We start from the raw sequence: 16,136 nt of genomic DNA on the forward strand, positions 1-16,136 counted from the left end.
CTTCTTGGCGTGGGAGTGGGCCCACCTAGGCTCAGCCCATGGCGGCGGATGGGCGGGCGCACACGGGCACCGCGCCGCTGCCGACACCACGAGACCCGGTATCGACGGCCACAAAGCTCGCGGTACGAGGCTCGTATCCGGTCGTGATCCTGTTGGGGATCGCTGTCTATTCCGGTGCTGGACTGCTCGGCCTGCCCGTGATCGCTGCGTCGTACCTGGCGGTACTGGTCGGGGCTGGACTGATCACGCTGCATGAGATCGTCCTGCCCTACCGCCTCGAGTGGCGCCCGCAGCGCGGCGACGTGCGGGCCGACGCAGCATTCATGCTGACGATCCAAGTAGTCCTGCCGTTGCTGCTGTCACTGGCAGCAACCGTGGCGTTCGCCGGCTGGTTGCGAGAGGGAGATCTCACGCTCGCAGGTCTGTGGCCGCACTCCTGGCCAGTCTTCCTTCAGGCGGCACTGATGATTGCCGTCGCCGATTTCTTTCGGTATTGGCTGCACAGGGCCTTTCACGGTTCAGCCTTCATGTGGCGATGGCACGCGGTGCACCATTCGCCGCACCGGCTGTATTGGCTGAACGTCGGGCGCTTCCACCCGGCGGAGAAGGCTGTTCAGTACTGCGTTGACGCACTGCCGTTCGTGCTCGTGGGCGTCGGGGATGAAGTGCTCGCGGCCTATTTCGTCTTCTACGCCCTGAACGGCTTCTACCAGCACTCGAATTGCGACGTGAGGCTGGGTTGGCTCAACTACCTCATCAGCGGACCCGAACTGCACCGGTGGCATCACTCGGAGCTGCCGGCGGAATCCGATCACAACTTCGGCAACAACCTGATCATCTGGGACGTGGCGTTCGGGACCCGGTTCCTGCCAGCGGACACAGCCGTCGGCCGCCTCGGGCTGCTGAACCGGAAGTATCCGACAGGCTTCGTCGCCCAGATGCGCACTCCGCTGGTTCGGGATCTCGACAAGCGGGACGTCGAGGCGACAGCGACGTCGTGACCGACGGATTGAGCTACCGCTTGCTACGCGCAGGATTGGCCGCGGCCAGCGGCCGCGTGCACCGCCGGATCATTGAGGCTTCCGCCGATCCGGCTGCGACGCAGCACGACGTCCTGCAGCGCATCCTGACCGACAACGCCGGCACCATCTTCGGCACTGATCACCAGTTCGGCTCCATCTCAGGTTTCGAGGATTTCCGGCGTGCCGTGCCAGTGCAAACCTACGAGGACCTGCGCGAGGCGATCGAGCGGCAGGAGGCCACTGGCGATCCGTGCCTGACCGCCGCGCCGCCGGTCTATTACAACCAGACCAGCGGAACTGTCGCCGCTCCGAAGAACATTCCGCTGACCCAAGCCGGCTTGGGTCGCATCCAGCGATTGCAGCGGCTCGCGGCGTACGCGTTGTCGAAGAGCACAACGGCGCTCGGCGGCAAGGTGTTCGTGGTGAGCGGCGCTGCCCACGAAGGCACCATGCCCGCCGGCACCCCATACGGCTCGGCATCAGGCCAGCTGTACGCGAGCCAAGGCGCGCTGCTTCGCCGCAGGTACGTGCTGCCCGCATCGGTGTCGGACATCACCGACTACGACGCCCGCTACCTGGCGATGGCAGTGCTCGGTGCTGCAGACCGATCTGTCACCACCATGGCGACGGCCAATCCGTCGACGTTCGTCCGGCTGATGGACGTGCTCAACGAACACGCCGAATCGGTGATCGACGCCGTGGCGACGGGGATGCTGCCCGCGGAGTGCGCCGGCGCGGTTCGCGGCGAGGAGCCCCGAATCCGTCGCGACCCGCAGCGAGCAGCAGAGCTGGGGCGGAGACTCGAAGCCGCCGGCGCGCTCACCTATGCGGACATCTGGGAGGACCTGCGCGCTGTGGTGACGTGGACCGGAGGGAGTTGCGGCCTCGCCGTCGAGCGTCTCGCGCCGATGCTGACTTCGCGCTGCCCAGTGTTCGAATTGGGGTACCTCGCCAGCGAGGTCAGCGGCACAGTCAACATCGACCCCATCGAGGGTTCGTGCGTGGCCACCCTGGCCGACAACGTGTTCGAGTTCGCAGAACGTGACGCATGGGAAGACGCTGCCGATGATGCGGATCGGGGCTTGCAGACCTGCACGTTGGCCGACCTCGAGCTCGGGCACGACTACTACGTCATCGTGACCACAGCCGACGGTCTGTACCGCTACGACATGAACGACATCGTGAGGGTGACCGGCTGGGTGGGCCGCACCCCGGTCCTGTCCTTCATTCAGAAGGGAAAGGGCGTCACGAGCATCACGGGCGAGAAGCTCTATGAGTCCCAGGTCATCACGGCCGTCACGACGTCGGTTGCCGAACTCGGGACCGTGTCTCCCTTCTTCATCATGCTCGCCGACGAATCCGAATCGACGTACACCTTGTATGTGGAGATGGCGAACTCTGCTCCGGGCCAAGCGGCTGGCACGGTCGCCGGTGATCTGGCTGTCTTGGTGGAGCGGTCACTGCGGGAAGCGAACGTCGAGTACGGCGCGAAACGCGCCAGCGGTCGGCTGGCGCCGCTGGGCGTCACGCTTCTTGCACCAGGCACAGGTGATGCCTACCGTCGCCAGCGCGTTGCAGACGGTCAGCGCGACGTGCAGTTCAAGTACCTGCGCCTGCAATACCTCGCCGACTGCTCCTTCGGCTTCGACGCGTTTGTGCCAGCTCGCTGAGCGAGTCTCGACGAGGACCGTCCGTGCAGATTCGCCAGCTCGAAACATTCACCTTCCCGGTGCCGTTCAAGCGCGCCTTCAAACATGCGTCCGCGAGTCGACGCAATGCCGAGAACCTCATCGTCGCAGCGCACTCCGCCGAAGGGACAATCGGCTACGGGGAAGGGTGTCCGCGGCTCTACGTCACAGGCGAGACAGTCCACGGTTGCGCCGAATTCGTCCGTCGGCACGCTGAGTCCTTCTGCGCAGAGGTCGGGAGCGTGGACGATCTGCGGGCTTGGGCTGACGCTCACCGCGACATCATCGACCTGAATCCCGCTGCGTTCTGCGCCATGGAGATCGCCGCGCTGGACCTGCTGGGCAAGACACATGGCCGCAATCTCGAGCAGCTGCTCGGCGTCGCATCGGGGCCGCCCGACGTGGCCTACTCAGCAGTACTCGGCGACATGCCGCTGCCGCTCTATCGGTGGCAGCTGCGCGGTTACCGGGTGCGGGGATTCACCGACTACAAGGTGAAGCTCTCAGGCTCGCTGAGACGTGACCGCGCCAAGCTGGCCCCGTTTGCCTCCCGAGGCTCGGGCGCCACCTCTGTGCGTCTCGACGCGAACAACCTCTGGGAATCACCCGAGCAGTGCGCCGAGCACCTCGATGCGCTGGGGGATGTCGCGTTCGCCATCGAAGAACCGCTGCAGGCGGGCGACATCGAGGGGTGCGTCCGGATCGCGCGTGACTGCGAGGTGAGGATCATCGCCGACGAGAGCTTGCGGCTCAGCCAACAGTTGCAGACGTTGGCGGAACCACAACGATGGATCGCCAATGTTCGTGTGTCGAAGATGGGTGGCGTCCTTCGATCACTGGAGGTTGTGGCGGCTGCGGCACGTGCAGGCATTGATGTCGTCGTCGGATGTCAGGTGGGCGAGACGAGCCTGCTCACCCGAGCAGCACTCGCGGTCATCGCAAGCGCTCCCGGTGCCGTCATCGCGGCGGAAGGTGCCTTCGGAACGCATCTGCTGAGCCGGGACTTGACCGACCCGACGATCATGTTCGGCTACGGCGGCGTGCTGCGGGGCCGCGACGTGCCCGATCGCAGCAATGGCGGGCTGGGCCTGCGGCTCGGGTCTGAGAACCTCCTTGAACCGGCGGCGGGCTGATGACCAATGCTCGCTTCGCCGCAGTGAGCACGGCGTTGGGTCTGGCGTTCTTAGCACGCGTGGCAGGCCAGGCCGTTCAGCGATGGTGGGGTGTGGACTTTCTGCCATCGCAGGACGCATGGCAAGGCAGCAGCCTGCCGTTCGGGGCGCTGTTGGGGGCGCAGCTGGTGATCTTGGTGATCATCGCGATCGCGACGGTGCGGATGGGCGCCGGCAAGAATCTCTTCGCGCTGAACTGGGTGAAGCCTGTGGGCTGGTTTGGGATCTTGTACTTCACCGCCATGTCGGTGCGGCTGTTGATCGGGATCGGAGGCGACGCCGGTGTGTTCGGCGATGACAGCATCGCTGCTGGCAAATGGTTCACCGCTTACCTGCCGACGTCTTTCCACTTGGTCTTGGCGTGTGAGTTGATGCTGTTTGCGGCGTATCAGAGGAGTCAACTGCAGCAGTCGCGCTGAGCGCCGCCGGGTTGGGGCGTCGATGGTGTCTCGGTAGCCTCTGGTATCCGCGGTGCGAGACGACTCGCGCCGAACCGACGTCCGGCAAGGCCGGGTGCCCAAAGCCAGAACGCAGCGGGTGCGCGGAACCAGTCGGCACAACCTCCAAACCGCTCCGCCGGCAGTGCCGTGCGGAGCGTTCGCATGGTCGGCCGCTCTGCGGGCGGCTGGCAACCGAGTCGGCCGCTCTGCGGGCGACCATCAATCCGGTGAAGGCCCGAGAGAGACGCCCATGTTGAACAAGGCGCTTGTCGCCACCAAGGTCGGCATGACACAGCTCTGGGATGACGACAATCAGGTCGTCCCGGTCACGGTGCTGCGCGTCGATGATTGTCGGGTCACCCGCGTTCGCACCACCGAACAAGACGGCTACACCGCGGTCCAGGTCACCTATGGCCACCGCGAGGCCCGCAAGCTCAACAAGCCCACCGTCGGCCACTATGAGCGTGCCGGGATCGATCCCGGCGTACGCCTCGTAGAGCTGCGGCTCGATGATGTGAGTGAAATACCGGTCGGCACCGAATTGGGTGCCGACCTTTTCAGTCCTGGAGAGCTCGTCGACGTGACGGCAACCTCCAAGGGCAAGGGCTTCGCAGGCACGATGAAGCGGCACAACTTCTCAGGCCAGCGCGCCAGCCACGGTGCCCACCGGGTCCACCGAGCGCCCGGCGCGATTGGTGCCTGCGCCACGCCTTCACGGGTGTTCAAGGGCACCCGCATGGCCGGGCGCATGGGTGGCGAGAAGGTCACCACGTTGAACCTCACGGTCGTCGAGGCCGACGCTGAACGCGGCCTGCTGCTCGTTCGCGGCTCAGTCCCTGGACCCAAGGGCGGCACGGTCATCGTTCGCAACGCAGTCAAAGCGCCGGCAGGCGCAGCACCGGCGACGGTCTGAGGGGCTTGCGATGACGCTCACGCTTGACGTCCGCACCCCCAACGGTGGCACCGCCGGATCGGTAGAGCTCGACGAGGCCATCTTTGGCATCGAGCCGAACATGGCGGCGTTGCACCAGGCGGTCACCGCTCAACTCGCTGCCCGTCGCAGCGGCTCCCATAGCACCCTCACCCGCTCTGAGGTACGCGGCGGCGGTGCCAAGCCGTGGCGGCAAAAGGGCACCGGCCGGGCCCGTCAAGGCTCGATCCGCTCGCCGCAATGGGCCGGTGGCGGTGTGGCGCACGGCCCCAAGCCTCGCGACTACCGCCAGAAGGTGAACCGCAAGACCGTGCGGCTGGCGCTTCGGTCTGCACTCAGCGACCGGGCGCGCAGTGAGCGCGTCATGGTCATCGACGGGTGGAATTTTGCTCAGCCGCGCACGAAGGACGCCGTCGCTGTACTCGAGAACCTGTCCCTTGAGGGACAGGTTCTGCTCGTCTTGGGCGACAGCCCCGAACACCGAACCGCCGATCGCAGCTTCCGCAACCTCCCGTCGGTGCGCTCGGTCAGCGCGGCCGAACTGAATGCCTACGACATCCTGCGCTCAGACTGGCTGGTGTTTACCCGCGACACGTTGCCAACCAGCACTGGGCCGACCACTTCTGGGCCGACCGCTTCTGGGCCGACCAGCACAGGTTCAGCCACAAGCGGCGCCGAGAGCGAGGGCGACGACCAGTGAAGGACCCCCGCGACGTGCTCATCGCCCCCGTCATCTCGGAAAAGTCGTACGACTTCCTCGAAGAGGGCGTCTACGTCTTCCGCGTTCACCCCTCCGCAAGCAAGCCGGAGATCCGTCAAGCGGTCGAAGAGATCTTCGACGTCAAGGTCGCCAAGGTCAACACGCTGAACCGCAAGGGCAAGGTCCGCCGCAACAGGCGCAACAACACCATGGGCAAGCGGCCCGACACCAAGCGGGCCATCGTCACCCTCGTCGAGGGCGACTCGATACAGATCTTCAATTCCTGAGCAGGCAGAGAAGCGATACAGGGCGTCATGGGCATACGAGTACGCAAACCGACCAGTCCCGGCCGACGGTTCCAAACCGTCTCGGATTTCGCTGACATCACCGCGAGCAAGCCCGAGCGCTCGCTCATTGCCAAGCAGCACTCCACCGGTGGCCGCAACAACGACGGCCGCAGGACCTCCCGCCACCGTGGCGGCGGTCACAAGCAGCGATACCGGGTCGTCGACTTCCGGCGCGCCAAGGACGGCGTGCCCGCCACGGTCGCCACCATCGAGTACGACCCCAACCGTAACTCACGCATAGCGCTGCTCCACTATCACGACGGCGAGAAGCGCTACATCCTGGCGCCCGCAGGGCTGGAGGTCGGCGACAAGCTGGCCAACGGCCCCCAGGCAGAAATACGTGTCGGCAATGCGATGCCGCTGCGGTACGTGCCGGTCGGCACCACCGTGCACAACGTGGAACTCAAGCCCGGCGGTGGCGGCCGCATGGCTCGCTCGGCTGGTTCGAGCGTGCAGCTGGTGGCCAAGGAGGGCGCTTACGCCACCTTGCGCCTGCCCTCGACCGAGATGCGCCGGGTGCCGATCGACTGCCGCGCAACGATCGGCTCGGTGGGCAATGCCGAGGCCGACCTCATCAAGATCGGCAAGGCCGGCCGGAACCGTTACAAGGGCATTCGCCCCCAGACCCGCGGCGTGGCCATGAACCCTGTCGACCACCCCTTGGGCGGCGGCGAGGGCAAATCCTCAGGCGGCCGCCACCCGGTGTCTCCGTGGGGCAAGCCCGAAGGCCGTACGCGCTCGAAGAACCGCAAGTCCAACGACCTGATCGTCCGCCGTCGCCGGACGCGCGGGTCCCGGAGGTAGAGCGATGCCGCGCAGTCTCAAGAAGGGCCCTTTCGTTGACGACCACCTGCTCTCCAAGGTGGACGCACTCAATGAGAGCGGCGAGCGCAAGGTCGTCAAGACGTGGAGCCGGCGCTCCACGATCATCCCCGAGATGATCGGCCACACCATTGCCGTCCATGACGGGCGCAAGCACTTGCCCGTCTACGTCACCGAGTCGATGGTGGGCCACAAACTGGGCGAGTTCGCGCCGACGCGAACGTTCAAGTTCCACGCCGGCCAGGAACGAGGGGGCCGGCGACGATGAGCGGGCTGATCGATCTCGACGTCATCGCCGGCGCGAAGGCGACGCACCGCTACGCCCGCCTGTCCGCCTCGAAGGCCCGGGTGGTGCTCAACCTCGTCCGTGACGAGGACTTGGCCCTCGCCAGGGACCGCCTTCGCTTCTGCGAGCGCGGCGCTGCCGAGGTGGTGTCCAAGGTGCTCGAGAGCGCGGTGGCCAATGCCACCAACAACGAGCAGCTCGATGCCGACGAGCTGTACGTAGCTGAATGCTGGGCCGACGAGGGTCCGGTGCTCAAGCGCTGGCGCCCGCGAGCACGCGGTCGTGCGACTCGCATCTTCAAGCAGACCTGTCACATCACCGTGATCGTGGCGCAGCTCAGCCCCGAGGAACTCGAGATGCGCGAGGCCCGCATGGCCGCCTCGGGTTCGCAAACCGCCGCCGCTGCCCGTGCAGCTCGCGTGGCCGCAAGCCGCGCCGACACTGATGCCGGAGACGAAACCGATGTCGACGATTCAGCGGCTGAAGAAACGGTCGATGCGGCAGACCCCGCAGTGATCGATGAGGTGGACGACTCCGAGGTCACCGAGGTCGCGGCCGCCGATGTCGAAGTTGCTGACGAGACTGACGCAGCCGGCGGGTCCGAAGAGCCCGAAGCTGCCGACCCCGAGGAACGGAACTGATCATGGGTCAGAAGGTCAACCCGTACGGTTTCCGCTTGGGAATCACCACCGACTGGAAGTCCCGTTGGTACGCCGACAAGGAATACCAGGACTACCTCATCGAGGATTGGAAGATCCGCGACTTCCTGCGGACTGAGTTGCCGCATGCCGCGATCAGCCGCATCGAGGTGGAGCGAACCCGGGACCGTCTGCGGGTTGACGTTCACACGGCTCGGCCCGGCATCGTGATCGGTCGGCGCGGGAGCGAGGCTGACCGTTTGCGCACAAAGCTCGGGAAGATCTCCGGGAATCCCAAGGTCCAGCTGAACATCCAGGAGATCAAGCAACCCGAGCTCGAGGCTGCGCTGATCGCCCAGGGCGTGGCCGATCAGCTCGCTGGCCGGGTTGCCTTCCGGCGTGCCATGAAGCGGGCAGTCCAGAACGCCCAGAAGGCGGGTGCGCTCGGGATCCGGGTGCAGTGCTCAGGCCGTCTCGGCGGTTCGGAGATGGCCCGCACCGAGTGGTACCGCGAAGGCCGCGTGCCGCTGCACACGCTGCGTGCCGACATCGACTATGGCTTCCGTGAGGCCCGTACGACAGCGGGCCGCATCGGCGTGAAGGTGTGGCTCTACAAGGGCGACATCCTCCCCTACAAAGTCTCTTCCGACGATCGCATTCACCGCGAAGCGGCGATGGCCACGGGCCAGACGTCTGGCGATGGCGCACCCGCCGGAGGCGTTGTTTCCTCGGCCGGTCGCCGGGGCGATCTAGAGGAAGCGCCCGAGGAACCGGTCCCGCTGCTGCGCGAGGCCGATCCGGAATTCGAGCGCCTGCTCGAAGAGGAAGAGCAGATCGAGCGGGCAACCCGCGACCAGTCCCAGACTCCCAACTTCAGGCCGGGAGACGACTGATGCTGATGCCCCGCAAGGTGAAGCACCGCAAGGCGCATCGCGGCCGCATGAAAGGCCGCACCAAGGGTGGCACCGCCGTGCATTTCGGCGACTACGGCATCCAGGCGCTGGAACCTGGTTGGATCACCGCCCGCCAGATTGAGGCTGCCCGCATCGCCATGACCCGCCATGTCAAGCGCGGCGGGAAGGTCTGGATCAATATCTTCCCCGACAAGCCCGTTACTGCCAAGCCAGCGGAGACCCGCATGGGATCAGGCAAGGGCAATCCGGAAAAGTGGGTGGCCGTGGTGAAGCCCGGCCGGGTGATGTTCGAACTAGGTGGCGTCAACGCCGAGCTGGCTCGTGGCGCTATGGAGCGCGCCATCCAGAAGCTGCCCATCCGGGCGCGGGTGATCTCCCGAGAGGAGGCCATCTGATGGCGAAGGCCCTGACGCTTCGAACCCTGTCGGACGATCAGTTGTTCGACGAGCTCGCCAGTGCTCGCAAGGAACTGTTCAATCTGCGCTTTGCGTTTGCCACCGGACAGCTCGACAACTCCGCGCAGGTGGCTGCGACCAAGCGGGATATCGCCCGCATTCATACCGTGCTGCGCGAGCGCGAGATTGCCGCCGCCGAACTGCAAGCCAACGCCTCGCATGGCTCGGCCGCTGTAACGGCTGGCGCTTCGCAAAGCTCGCCCGCGAACAGCGCAGCTTCGACAGGAGATCAGTCATGAGCACCGAGACTGCCGAGGCCGTCGAACGCAACCGGCGCAAGGTACGTGAGGGGATCGTTACCTCCACCAAGATGGACCGCACAGCGGTCGTCTCGGTGACCGAGCGCGTGCGCCACCCCCGCTACTTCAAGACCGTTCAGCGCACCAAGAAGCTGTACGTCCACGACCCCGCGGGCGACACCCGCCCGGGTGACCGGGTGCGCGTCATGGAGACCCGACCGATCTCGAAGACCAAGCGCTGGCGCTTGGTGGAGATCATCGAACGGGCGCGGTGACACCATGATCCAGCAGGAATCCAGGCTCAAGGTCGCCGACAATTCCGGTGCACGCGAGGTGCTGTGCATCCGCGTGCTCGGTGGCACGGGTCGGCGCTACGCCTCGATCGGCGACGTGTTCATCGCCACCGTCAAGGACGCCATCCCCGGCGCAGCCGTACGCAAGGGCGACGTGGTGCGCTGCGTCGTGGTGCGCACGCGCAAGGAGCGCCGGCGCCCTGACGGCAGCTACATCCGATTCGATGAGAACGCTGCGGTGCTCGTCGACGACAATCGCCAGCCGCGCGGCACCCGCATTTTCGGTCCCGTCGGCCGCGAGCTCCGCGACAAGCGCTTCATGCGCATCGTGTCGCTCGCACCGGAAGTTCTGTGACGGGGGTGATGTGATGGCACGCCAAAAGAACCAACTCCCACGGCTGCGAGTCCGCAAGGGCGACACCGTGCGCGTGATGTCCGGCCCCGACAAGGGCAAAGAGGGCGAGGTGGTGTCGGTGGATCTGTCCCGACGCCGACTCACCGTCGAAGGCGTCAACGTGGGGCACAAGCACCAGCGACCCTCCCAGCAGAACCAGGAAGGCCAGATCATCGACTACCTCCTGCCGGTCGACGTGTCGAACGTGGCGGTGGTGTGCCCGCGCACCGGCCAGCCGGGTCGAGTCGGCTTTCGATTCGAGGGCGGTCGCAAGGTGCGCTACCACCGGGTCTCCGGGGAGGAGCTGCCATGAGCGTCACCGAGGCCCAACCGGTGGACACCAACCAAGCGCGGCCCGAACCCCGGATGAAGGTGCTGTACCGCGACACCATCAGGGCTCAATTGAAGGACGAACTCGGGCTTGCAAACGTCATGCAGGTACCTGCGCTGACCAAGATCAGCGTGAACATGGGTGTGGGCGCGGCGCTGACGAATCGAGCCCTGCTCGAGGGCGCCATTGAGGATCTCAGCCGCATCTGCGGTCAGCGCCCGGCAGTGACGCGGGCAAAGCAGTCCATCGCGGGATTCAAGCTGCGCGAGGGCAACGCGATCGGCGCCCGAGTCACGATGCGCCGCGACCGGATGTGGGAGTTCTACGACCGTCTCGTGTCGTTGGCCATTCCCCGCATCCGTGACTTCCGCGGCCTGTCGCCACGCAGCTTCGACGGACACGGCAACTACACGTTCGGCATCACCGAACAGCTGGTCTTTCCAGAGATCGATTACGACAGCGTCAACCAGGTACGCGGCATGGACGTCACGCTCGTGACATCAGCCGCCGACGACGAGGGCGGACGTGCCCTTCTGGTTGCGCTGGGCTTCCCATTCCGCCAAACCCCAACGGCATAGCGCCCGACTGCTTCACAAGGGAGTACTGATGGCCAAGAAGGCACTCGTCAACAAACAGCAGCGCACGCCCAAGTTCAAGGTGCGCGCCTACACCCGCTGCCGCGTGTGCGGTCGACCGCGGTCGGTGTACCGCAAGTTCGGGTTGTGTCGAGTGTGCCTCCGCAAGATGGTCCATGCCGGCGAGGTGCCCGGCGTGACCAAGGCCAGTTGGTGAGGGAGGTGCCCGCATGTCGATGACCGACCCCATAGCGGACATGCTCACTCGCATCCGCAACGCAAACATGGTGTTCAAGGACGAGGTGGCCATGCCGTCCTCGAAGCAAAAGGAGCGCCTTGCGGCGATCCTCAAGCGTGAGGGCTATGTGAGCGACTATCAGGTGAACGATGCCACCGGTCCCGCCCGGACGCTCACCATCAAACTGAAGTACACCGGCGACCGGGATCGCACCATCTCGGGGATGCAGCGCATCTCCAAGCCGGGTCTGCGGGTGTACACCAAGTCCGACAAGGTTCCCCGCGTACTCGGCGGCCTCGGTATTGCCGTGCTGTCGACGAGCCGGGGCTTGATGACCGATCGCGAGGCCCGCCGCAACCGCATGGGCGGCGAGATCCTCTGTTACGTCTGGTAGGAGGCGACGATGTCACGCGTGGGCAAGACGCCCATCTCGATTCCCGACGGGGTGAGGATCACAGCGGAACCGGCCGCGGAGGTCGCCGGCTCTGTGTCCGGCGACGTGGTGACCGTCAGCGGTCCCGGTGGCGAGCTCACGCGCACGCTGGCTGCGGGCATTCGGGTCCGCTTCGGCGACGGGGAGGCCGTCGTGGAACGAGCCGACGACAGTCGCTCGCAGCGTTCGCTGCACGGGCTGAGCCGGGCGCTGATCTCCAACATGGTCCATGGCGTGTCGCACGGCTTCTCCAAGGAACTGCAGATTGTCGGCGTGGGATACCGCGCGGCAGCGAAGGGGCCATCGGCACTGGAGCTGTCGCTGGGGTTCAGCCATACCGTGGGGGTGTCCGCACCCGATGGCATCAGCTTCGAAGTGCCAAGCCAGACGTCGATCATCGTCAAGGGCATCGACAAGCAGCTCGTCGGGCAGGTCGCGGCCAACATCCGTGCGCTGCGCAAGCCCGAGCCCTACAAGGGCAAGGGCATTCGCTACCTCGACGAGCGCGTGCTGCGCAAAGCAGGGAAGGCCGCAAAGTGAGTGCTTCCACGAAGGCGAACCGGCGCGATCGCCGCCGTCGCCGCGTCCGCAAGAAGGTGACGGGCACCGCAGAGCGCCCGCGCCTCGCTGTCTTCCGGTCGAACCGTCACATCAGCGCACAGCTCATCGACGACGAAACAGGCCGCACGCTTGCTGCTGCGTCATCGCGCGAGGCTGCGGTGACGGGCGGCGGCAACATCGCGGCCGCCGGCGAGATCGGTCGGCTCATTGCCGAGCGCGCCCGTGCGGCGGGCACGACCACGGTCACCTTCGACCGCGGTGGAAACCGTTACCACGGCCGCGTCGCGGCCCTTGCTGATGCTGCCCGCGAGGGCGGCCTGGAGTTCTGAGGGAGGACTCGTGACAGATGCACCAACCTCAGATGCCCGTCCCGAACGGGAGCGCGGCAGCAACGAGAGAGGGCGCGGCGGCAACGAGCGCGGCGGCGGCCGCCGCCCGCGTGATCGCCAGTTCGACAACCCCCGTAACAGCGGTGACGACGGCCTGCGCGAGTCGCGGGTAATTGACATTAACCGCGTGGCCAAGGTGGTCAAGGGCGGGCGCCGATTCTCGTTCTCCGCGCTCGTGGTGATCGGCGACGGCGCCGGGCGGGTCGGCCTGGGCTACGGCAAGGCCAAGGAAGTGCCGCTGGCAATTCAGAAGGGCACCGAGGAAGCCCGCAAGAGCCTCTTCGATGTACCGCTGGCCGGCTCCACCATCATCCATCCCGTGCTGGGAGTCATGGGTGCGGGCAAGGTGCTGCTGCAACCGGCGGCGCCCGGCACCGGGGTCATCGCCGGCGGCGCGGCCAGGGCGATCCTCGAGGAGGCCGGCATCAGCGATGTGCTGGCCAAGTCGCTCGGCTCGTCCAATCACATCAACGTCGCTCGCGCCACCATCGCGGGTCTCGCAGCCCTGAAGCGACCCGACGAAGTGGCCAAACTGCGCGGGCTGTCAGCTGAGGAGTGCATCCCCGCGGGCCTGCTGGAGGCGTATCGGGAAACAGAGCGCACTCGCAAGCTGAGCGCTTCCCGAGCGGGGGCTGGGTCATGAATGCCTCCAGCACCCCCCAGATCGTGGTGACCCAGGTGCGGTCAGCCATCGGGGCCAAGCCCAAGGCACGCGGCGCACTGCGCGCGCTGGGGCTCGGCAAGATCGGCCGCAGCCATACGCTGCCGGATCGACCTGAGATCCGCGGCATGCTGCGCAAGGTGAGTCATCTGATCACGGTCGAACATGTCACTCCCCAGGAGGTCGGCGATGCTGAGACTGCATGACCTGGCCCCGCCGCCAGGATCGAAGCGCAAGCGCAAGCGCGTAGCGCGCGGCACCAGCGGCAAGGGCGGCAAGACTGCAGGCCGCGGCACCAAGGGAACGCGCGCTCGTGGCACCGTTCCCATCTGGTACGAGGGCGGTCAGCTGCCGCTGCAAGTGCGCGTTCCCAAGCGCAAGGGCTTCAAGAATCCGTTCCGTGTCGAGTACCAGCCCATCAATCTCGACACCCTCGAAGATTGCGGCCTCGACGAGATCACACCCGACGAGCTGCGGGCTCGCGGCTTGGTCTCCAAGGGCTCCATGGTCAAGATTCTCGGGCGCGGCGAGATCAACCGGTCGGTCACGGTGAAAGCCCACGCGGTGTCGGGCTCGGCGCGGTCCGCCATCGAGAGCGCCGGCGGCAGCATCGAGATCCTGTCGCCCACCTTCGGCGGCCCGCGGCCACCCGCCCAGGGCAACCAGCACACCAATCGCTAGGGGCTCGTCGTGCTTGGCCACATGCGCAACATCTTCCGGATCGCAGACCTGCGCCAGAAGATCTTGTTCACGCTGTTCATCATTGCGGCGTACCGGCTGGGCTCTCAGGTGCCGGTGCCGGGCATCGATTTCGACGCCGTGGTGTCGCTGCGCGAGCAGGCCAGCTCGAGCGGCGGCGTGCTAGCGCTGCTGAACCTGTTCTCCGGTGGAGCGCTCACGCGGTTCGCGATCTTCGCGTTGGGGATCATGCCGTACATCACGGCCTCGATCATCATCCAGATTCTCACCGTGGCGATCCCGCGCTTCGAGCAGCTCCAGCAGCAGGGCGCGGTAGGGCAGAGGAAGCTGACTCAGTACACCCGCTACCTCACGCTGGGCATTGCTTTCGTGCAGGCCACGGGCATCACGTTCATTTTCGGCCGGGGTCAGGGCACTGCACTGGGCAACACCGCTGGTGTCATCGTCATCCCCGACTTCACCTTCAACCGGGTGGCGCTGGTGATCCTGTCGCTGACCGCAGGCACGGCGCTGCTCATGTGGATGGGCGAGCTGATCAGCCAGCGCGGCGTCGGCAACGGCATGTCGCTGCTGATCTTTGCCTCGGTCGTGTCCACGATCCCCTTCGACGGGGCCCGCCTGCTGGCGGTGCAGGGCACGGTGTACCTGGCGGCCGCGATCATCGTGGCGACCGGAATGATGGTGGCGATCATCTTCATCGAGCAGGGCCAGCGGCGCATCCCGGTGCAGTTCTCCCGCCGGCAGGTAGGGCGCCGGCTGTACGGCGGGCAGAACACCTATATCCCGCTGAAGGTCAACCAGTCGGGCGTGATCCCGGTCATCTTCGCCAGCTCGATCCTGTTCCTGCCGGTGCTGCTATCGAATGTCGCAAACTGGGGCTGGCTGCAGACCGCAGTCGATGACTACCTCACCCAGCCTGACAACATCGCCTACATCCTGTTCTTCGGCGGGTTGATTGTCGGTTTCGCATACTTCTACACCGCCATCTCGTTCGATCCGGTGCGCCAGGCCGACAACATCCGCAAGCAGGGCGGCTTCATTCCCGGCATCCGGCCGGGTCCCCAGACCGAGCGGTACTTGGCCAGAGTGCTGAACCGCATCACGCTGCCCGGCGCAATGTTCATCGCAGCCGTGGCGCTGCTGCCCAGCGTGCTGCTGTCGCTGACGAGTGATCTTGATGCGCTCGGCAGCGGCGGTGCCGGTGCCGCGATCGGCTTCGGCGGCGTGTCGATCCTGATCGCCTCCGGTGTGGCGCTGGAGACCATGAAGCAGGTCGACAGCCAGCTGCTGATGCGCAACTACGAAGGATTCCTCGCCTGATGACGACGCGGCGACTGGTCATTCTGGGCAAGCAGGGTGCTGGCAAGGGCACCCAGTGCGAGCTCCTCGTAGAGCGCTACGGCGTGGCGCACATCTCGACGGGCGACGTGCTTCGAGCTGCGGTGGCCGCCGGTACCGAGCTCGGGCGCCAGGTCAAAGAGGTGATGGACGCGGGCGAGCTCGTCAGCGACGAATTGATCCTGGGCATCGTGGCCCAGCGGCTCACCGAGCCCGACACCGAGCCGGGCTTCTTGTGCGACGGGTTTCCGCGCACCGAGGCCCAGGCTGAGGGCTTGTTTGGGTTCCTCGCACCGCACACGATTGAGCGAGCCATCGATCTCGATGTGCCTGACGAGGTCGTGACGCGCAGGATGCTGGAACGGGGCAGGGCCGATGACACGCCTGAAGCCATTGCCCGTCGGCTGGAGTTGTACGAAGCCGAGACGGCGCCGCTCCGCAAGCTGTTCGCCGACCGGGGCGTGCTGGTCACCGTGAACGGCCTCGGCACACCCGAACAGGTCCACGGCCGCATCGTCGCCGCCGTCGAGGCGGCACCGTGAGCATCGTCGCCGCCGTCGAGACCCCTAT

General features: G+C 66.1%; 26 protein-coding genes. All 26 read left to right on the forward strand.

The window, feature by feature from the left end; translation table 11 throughout:
• The first annotated feature begins 38 nt into the window (after positions 1–38).
• Positions 39–1,001, forward strand: coding sequence for a sterol desaturase family protein (locus tag ACOOF5_RS07460; protein ID WP_420437879.1), 963 nt, complete (start codon positions 39–41; stop codon positions 999–1,001).
• Positions 998–2,692 carry a GH3 auxin-responsive promoter family protein gene (locus ACOOF5_RS07465; RefSeq protein WP_420437880.1) on the forward strand — a complete coding sequence of 565 codons (1,695 nt, stop codon included), beginning with the start codon at positions 998–1,000 and terminating at the stop codon, positions 2,690–2,692. The genes ACOOF5_RS07460 and ACOOF5_RS07465 overlap by 4 nt, the downstream gene beginning before the upstream one ends.
• Before the next feature lie 23 nt (positions 2,693–2,715).
• Positions 2,716–3,843 carry a mandelate racemase/muconate lactonizing enzyme family protein gene (locus ACOOF5_RS07470; protein ID WP_420437881.1) on the forward strand — a complete coding sequence of 376 codons (1,128 nt, stop codon included), beginning with the start codon at positions 2,716–2,718 and terminating at the stop codon, positions 3,841–3,843.
• Entirely contained in the window at positions 3,843–4,301 is a 459-nt protein-coding gene (locus ACOOF5_RS07475) for a hypothetical protein (RefSeq protein WP_420437882.1), read from the forward strand. The genes ACOOF5_RS07470 and ACOOF5_RS07475 overlap by 1 nt, the downstream gene beginning before the upstream one ends.
• Positions 4,302–4,572: 271 nt before the next feature.
• Positions 4,573–5,235, forward strand: coding sequence for a 50S ribosomal protein L3 (rplC, locus tag ACOOF5_RS07480; RefSeq protein WP_420437883.1), 663 nt, complete (start codon positions 4,573–4,575; stop codon positions 5,233–5,235).
• A gap of 10 nt (positions 5,236–5,245) precedes the next feature.
• Positions 5,246–5,953 (forward strand): 50S ribosomal protein L4, encoded by a 708-nt coding sequence (gene rplD, locus ACOOF5_RS07485; RefSeq protein ID WP_420437884.1) that lies wholly within the window; start codon positions 5,246–5,248, stop codon positions 5,951–5,953.
• Complete coding sequence (gene rplW, locus ACOOF5_RS07490) at positions 5,950–6,240, forward strand: 50S ribosomal protein L23 (protein WP_420437885.1); 291 nt, start codon at positions 5,950–5,952, stop codon at positions 6,238–6,240. Before rplD ends, rplW begins: the two co-directional genes overlap by 4 nt.
• Before the next feature lie 27 nt (positions 6,241–6,267).
• Complete coding sequence (rplB, locus tag ACOOF5_RS07495; RefSeq protein WP_420437886.1) at positions 6,268–7,104, forward strand: 50S ribosomal protein L2; 837 nt, start codon at positions 6,268–6,270, stop codon at positions 7,102–7,104.
• A 4-nt stretch (positions 7,105–7,108) separates the two neighbouring features.
• Positions 7,109–7,390, forward strand: a complete 282-nt coding sequence (rpsS, locus tag ACOOF5_RS07500; RefSeq protein ID WP_420437887.1) for a 30S ribosomal protein S19 — start codon at positions 7,109–7,111, stop codon at positions 7,388–7,390.
• Positions 7,387–8,049, forward strand: coding sequence for a 50S ribosomal protein L22 (rplV, locus tag ACOOF5_RS07505; RefSeq protein ID WP_420437888.1), 663 nt, complete (start codon positions 7,387–7,389; stop codon positions 8,047–8,049). Before rpsS ends, rplV begins: the two co-directional genes overlap by 4 nt.
• 2 nt (positions 8,050–8,051) lie before the next feature.
• Complete coding sequence (gene rpsC / locus ACOOF5_RS07510; RefSeq protein WP_420437889.1) at positions 8,052–8,939, forward strand: 30S ribosomal protein S3; 888 nt, start codon at positions 8,052–8,054, stop codon at positions 8,937–8,939.
• A complete protein-coding gene (gene rplP / locus ACOOF5_RS07515) occupies positions 8,939–9,355 on the forward strand; it encodes a 50S ribosomal protein L16 (RefSeq protein ID WP_323671046.1) in 417 nt (138 codons plus the stop codon). Before rpsC ends, rplP begins: the two co-directional genes overlap by 1 nt.
• Positions 9,355–9,654, forward strand: coding sequence for a 50S ribosomal protein L29 (gene rpmC / locus ACOOF5_RS07520; RefSeq protein ID WP_420437890.1), 300 nt, complete (start codon positions 9,355–9,357; stop codon positions 9,652–9,654). The genes rplP and rpmC overlap by 1 nt, the downstream gene beginning before the upstream one ends.
• Entirely contained in the window at positions 9,651–9,929 is a 279-nt protein-coding gene (rpsQ, locus tag ACOOF5_RS07525) for a 30S ribosomal protein S17 (protein WP_419917196.1), read from the forward strand. The genes rpmC and rpsQ overlap by 4 nt, the downstream gene beginning before the upstream one ends.
• 4 nt (positions 9,930–9,933) lie before the next feature.
• Positions 9,934–10,302 (forward strand): 50S ribosomal protein L14, encoded by a 369-nt coding sequence (gene rplN, locus ACOOF5_RS07530; RefSeq protein WP_419837551.1) that lies wholly within the window; start codon positions 9,934–9,936, stop codon positions 10,300–10,302.
• Between the two features lie 13 nt (positions 10,303–10,315).
• Positions 10,316–10,654 carry a 50S ribosomal protein L24 gene (gene rplX, locus ACOOF5_RS07535; RefSeq protein ID WP_420437891.1) on the forward strand — a complete coding sequence of 113 codons (339 nt, stop codon included), beginning with the start codon at positions 10,316–10,318 and terminating at the stop codon, positions 10,652–10,654.
• Complete coding sequence (gene rplE, locus ACOOF5_RS07540; RefSeq protein WP_420437892.1) at positions 10,651–11,250, forward strand: 50S ribosomal protein L5; 600 nt, start codon at positions 10,651–10,653, stop codon at positions 11,248–11,250. The genes rplX and rplE overlap by 4 nt, the downstream gene beginning before the upstream one ends.
• Before the next feature lie 28 nt (positions 11,251–11,278).
• Positions 11,279–11,464: a type Z 30S ribosomal protein S14 gene (locus tag ACOOF5_RS07545; RefSeq protein ID WP_419554737.1), complete on the forward strand. Its 186-nt coding sequence runs from the start codon at positions 11,279–11,281 to the stop codon at positions 11,462–11,464.
• 13 nt (positions 11,465–11,477) lie between these two features.
• On the forward strand, positions 11,478–11,879 hold the full coding sequence (gene rpsH / locus ACOOF5_RS07550; protein WP_420437893.1) for a 30S ribosomal protein S8: 402 nt from the start codon (positions 11,478–11,480) through the stop codon (positions 11,877–11,879).
• Positions 11,880–11,888: 9 nt separating this feature from the next.
• Positions 11,889–12,458, forward strand: a complete 570-nt coding sequence (gene rplF, locus ACOOF5_RS07555; protein ID WP_420437894.1) for a 50S ribosomal protein L6 — start codon at positions 11,889–11,891, stop codon at positions 12,456–12,458.
• Positions 12,455–12,808, forward strand: coding sequence for a 50S ribosomal protein L18 (gene rplR / locus ACOOF5_RS07560; protein ID WP_420437895.1), 354 nt, complete (start codon positions 12,455–12,457; stop codon positions 12,806–12,808). The genes rplF and rplR overlap by 4 nt, the downstream gene beginning before the upstream one ends.
• A 10-nt stretch (positions 12,809–12,818) precedes the next feature.
• Positions 12,819–13,511, forward strand: a complete 693-nt coding sequence (gene rpsE / locus ACOOF5_RS07565) for a 30S ribosomal protein S5 (RefSeq protein ID WP_420437896.1) — start codon at positions 12,819–12,821, stop codon at positions 13,509–13,511.
• Positions 13,508–13,735, forward strand: coding sequence for a 50S ribosomal protein L30 (gene rpmD / locus ACOOF5_RS07570; protein WP_420437897.1), 228 nt, complete (start codon positions 13,508–13,510; stop codon positions 13,733–13,735). The genes rpsE and rpmD overlap by 4 nt, the downstream gene beginning before the upstream one ends.
• Positions 13,719–14,210: a 50S ribosomal protein L15 gene (rplO, locus tag ACOOF5_RS07575; protein WP_420437898.1), complete on the forward strand. Its 492-nt coding sequence runs from the start codon at positions 13,719–13,721 to the stop codon at positions 14,208–14,210. The genes rpmD and rplO overlap by 17 nt, the downstream gene beginning before the upstream one ends.
• A gap of 9 nt (positions 14,211–14,219) precedes the next feature.
• Entirely contained in the window at positions 14,220–15,548 is a 1,329-nt protein-coding gene (gene secY, locus ACOOF5_RS07580) for a preprotein translocase subunit SecY (RefSeq protein WP_420437899.1), read from the forward strand.
• Entirely contained in the window at positions 15,548–16,108 is a 561-nt protein-coding gene (locus ACOOF5_RS07585; protein ID WP_420437900.1) for an adenylate kinase, read from the forward strand. The genes secY and ACOOF5_RS07585 overlap by 1 nt, the downstream gene beginning before the upstream one ends.
• Positions 16,109–16,136: the final 28 nt, after the last annotated feature.

It is taken from the genome of Candidatus Poriferisodalis sp., from assembly GCF_965214215.1.
GTDB lineage: Bacteria > Actinomycetota > Acidimicrobiia > Acidimicrobiales > Poriferisodalaceae > Poriferisodalis.

Bases quoted from the DNA above. Each gene is read 5' to 3' on its own strand.
- ACOOF5_RS07545 (WP_419554737.1), top strand. From the start codon at position 11,279: ATGGCCAAGAAGGCACTCGTCAACAAACAGCAGCGCACGCCCAAGTTC.
- rplF (WP_420437894.1), top strand. From the start codon at position 11,889: ATGTCACGCGTGGGCAAGACGCCCATCTCGATTCCCGACGGGGTGAGG.
- rplX (WP_420437891.1), top strand. From the start codon at position 10,316: ATGGCACGCCAAAAGAACCAACTCCCACGGCTGCGAGTCCGCAAGGGC.
- rplO (WP_420437898.1), top strand. From the start codon at position 13,719: ATGCTGAGACTGCATGACCTGGCCCCGCCGCCAGGATCGAAGCGCAAG.
- rplN (WP_419837551.1), top strand. From the start codon at position 9,934: ATGATCCAGCAGGAATCCAGGCTCAAGGTCGCCGACAATTCCGGTGCA.
- rpmC (WP_420437890.1), top strand. From the start codon at position 9,355: ATGGCGAAGGCCCTGACGCTTCGAACCCTGTCGGACGATCAGTTGTTC.
- ACOOF5_RS07475 (WP_420437882.1), top strand. From the start codon at position 3,843: ATGACCAATGCTCGCTTCGCCGCAGTGAGCACGGCGTTGGGTCTGGCG.
- ACOOF5_RS07585 (WP_420437900.1), top strand. From the start codon at position 15,548: ATGACGACGCGGCGACTGGTCATTCTGGGCAAGCAGGGTGCTGGCAAG.
- rplE (WP_420437892.1), top strand. From the start codon at position 10,651: ATGAGCGTCACCGAGGCCCAACCGGTGGACACCAACCAAGCGCGGCCC.
- ACOOF5_RS07460 (WP_420437879.1), top strand. From the start codon at position 39: ATGGCGGCGGATGGGCGGGCGCACACGGGCACCGCGCCGCTGCCGACA.
- rpsQ (WP_419917196.1), top strand. From the start codon at position 9,651: ATGAGCACCGAGACTGCCGAGGCCGTCGAACGCAACCGGCGCAAGGTA.
- rpmD (WP_420437897.1), top strand. From the start codon at position 13,508: ATGAATGCCTCCAGCACCCCCCAGATCGTGGTGACCCAGGTGCGGTCA.
- rplV (WP_420437888.1), top strand. From the start codon at position 7,387: ATGAGCGGGCTGATCGATCTCGACGTCATCGCCGGCGCGAAGGCGACG.
- rpsC (WP_420437889.1), top strand. From the start codon at position 8,052: ATGGGTCAGAAGGTCAACCCGTACGGTTTCCGCTTGGGAATCACCACC.
- rplP (WP_323671046.1), top strand. From the start codon at position 8,939: ATGCTGATGCCCCGCAAGGTGAAGCACCGCAAGGCGCATCGCGGCCGC.
- rplD (WP_420437884.1), top strand. From the start codon at position 5,246: ATGACGCTCACGCTTGACGTCCGCACCCCCAACGGTGGCACCGCCGGA.
- rpsH (WP_420437893.1), top strand. From the start codon at position 11,478: ATGTCGATGACCGACCCCATAGCGGACATGCTCACTCGCATCCGCAAC.
- rplB (WP_420437886.1), top strand. From the start codon at position 6,268: ATGGGCATACGAGTACGCAAACCGACCAGTCCCGGCCGACGGTTCCAA.
- rplC (WP_420437883.1), top strand. From the start codon at position 4,573: ATGTTGAACAAGGCGCTTGTCGCCACCAAGGTCGGCATGACACAGCTC.
- rpsS (WP_420437887.1), top strand. From the start codon at position 7,109: ATGCCGCGCAGTCTCAAGAAGGGCCCTTTCGTTGACGACCACCTGCTC.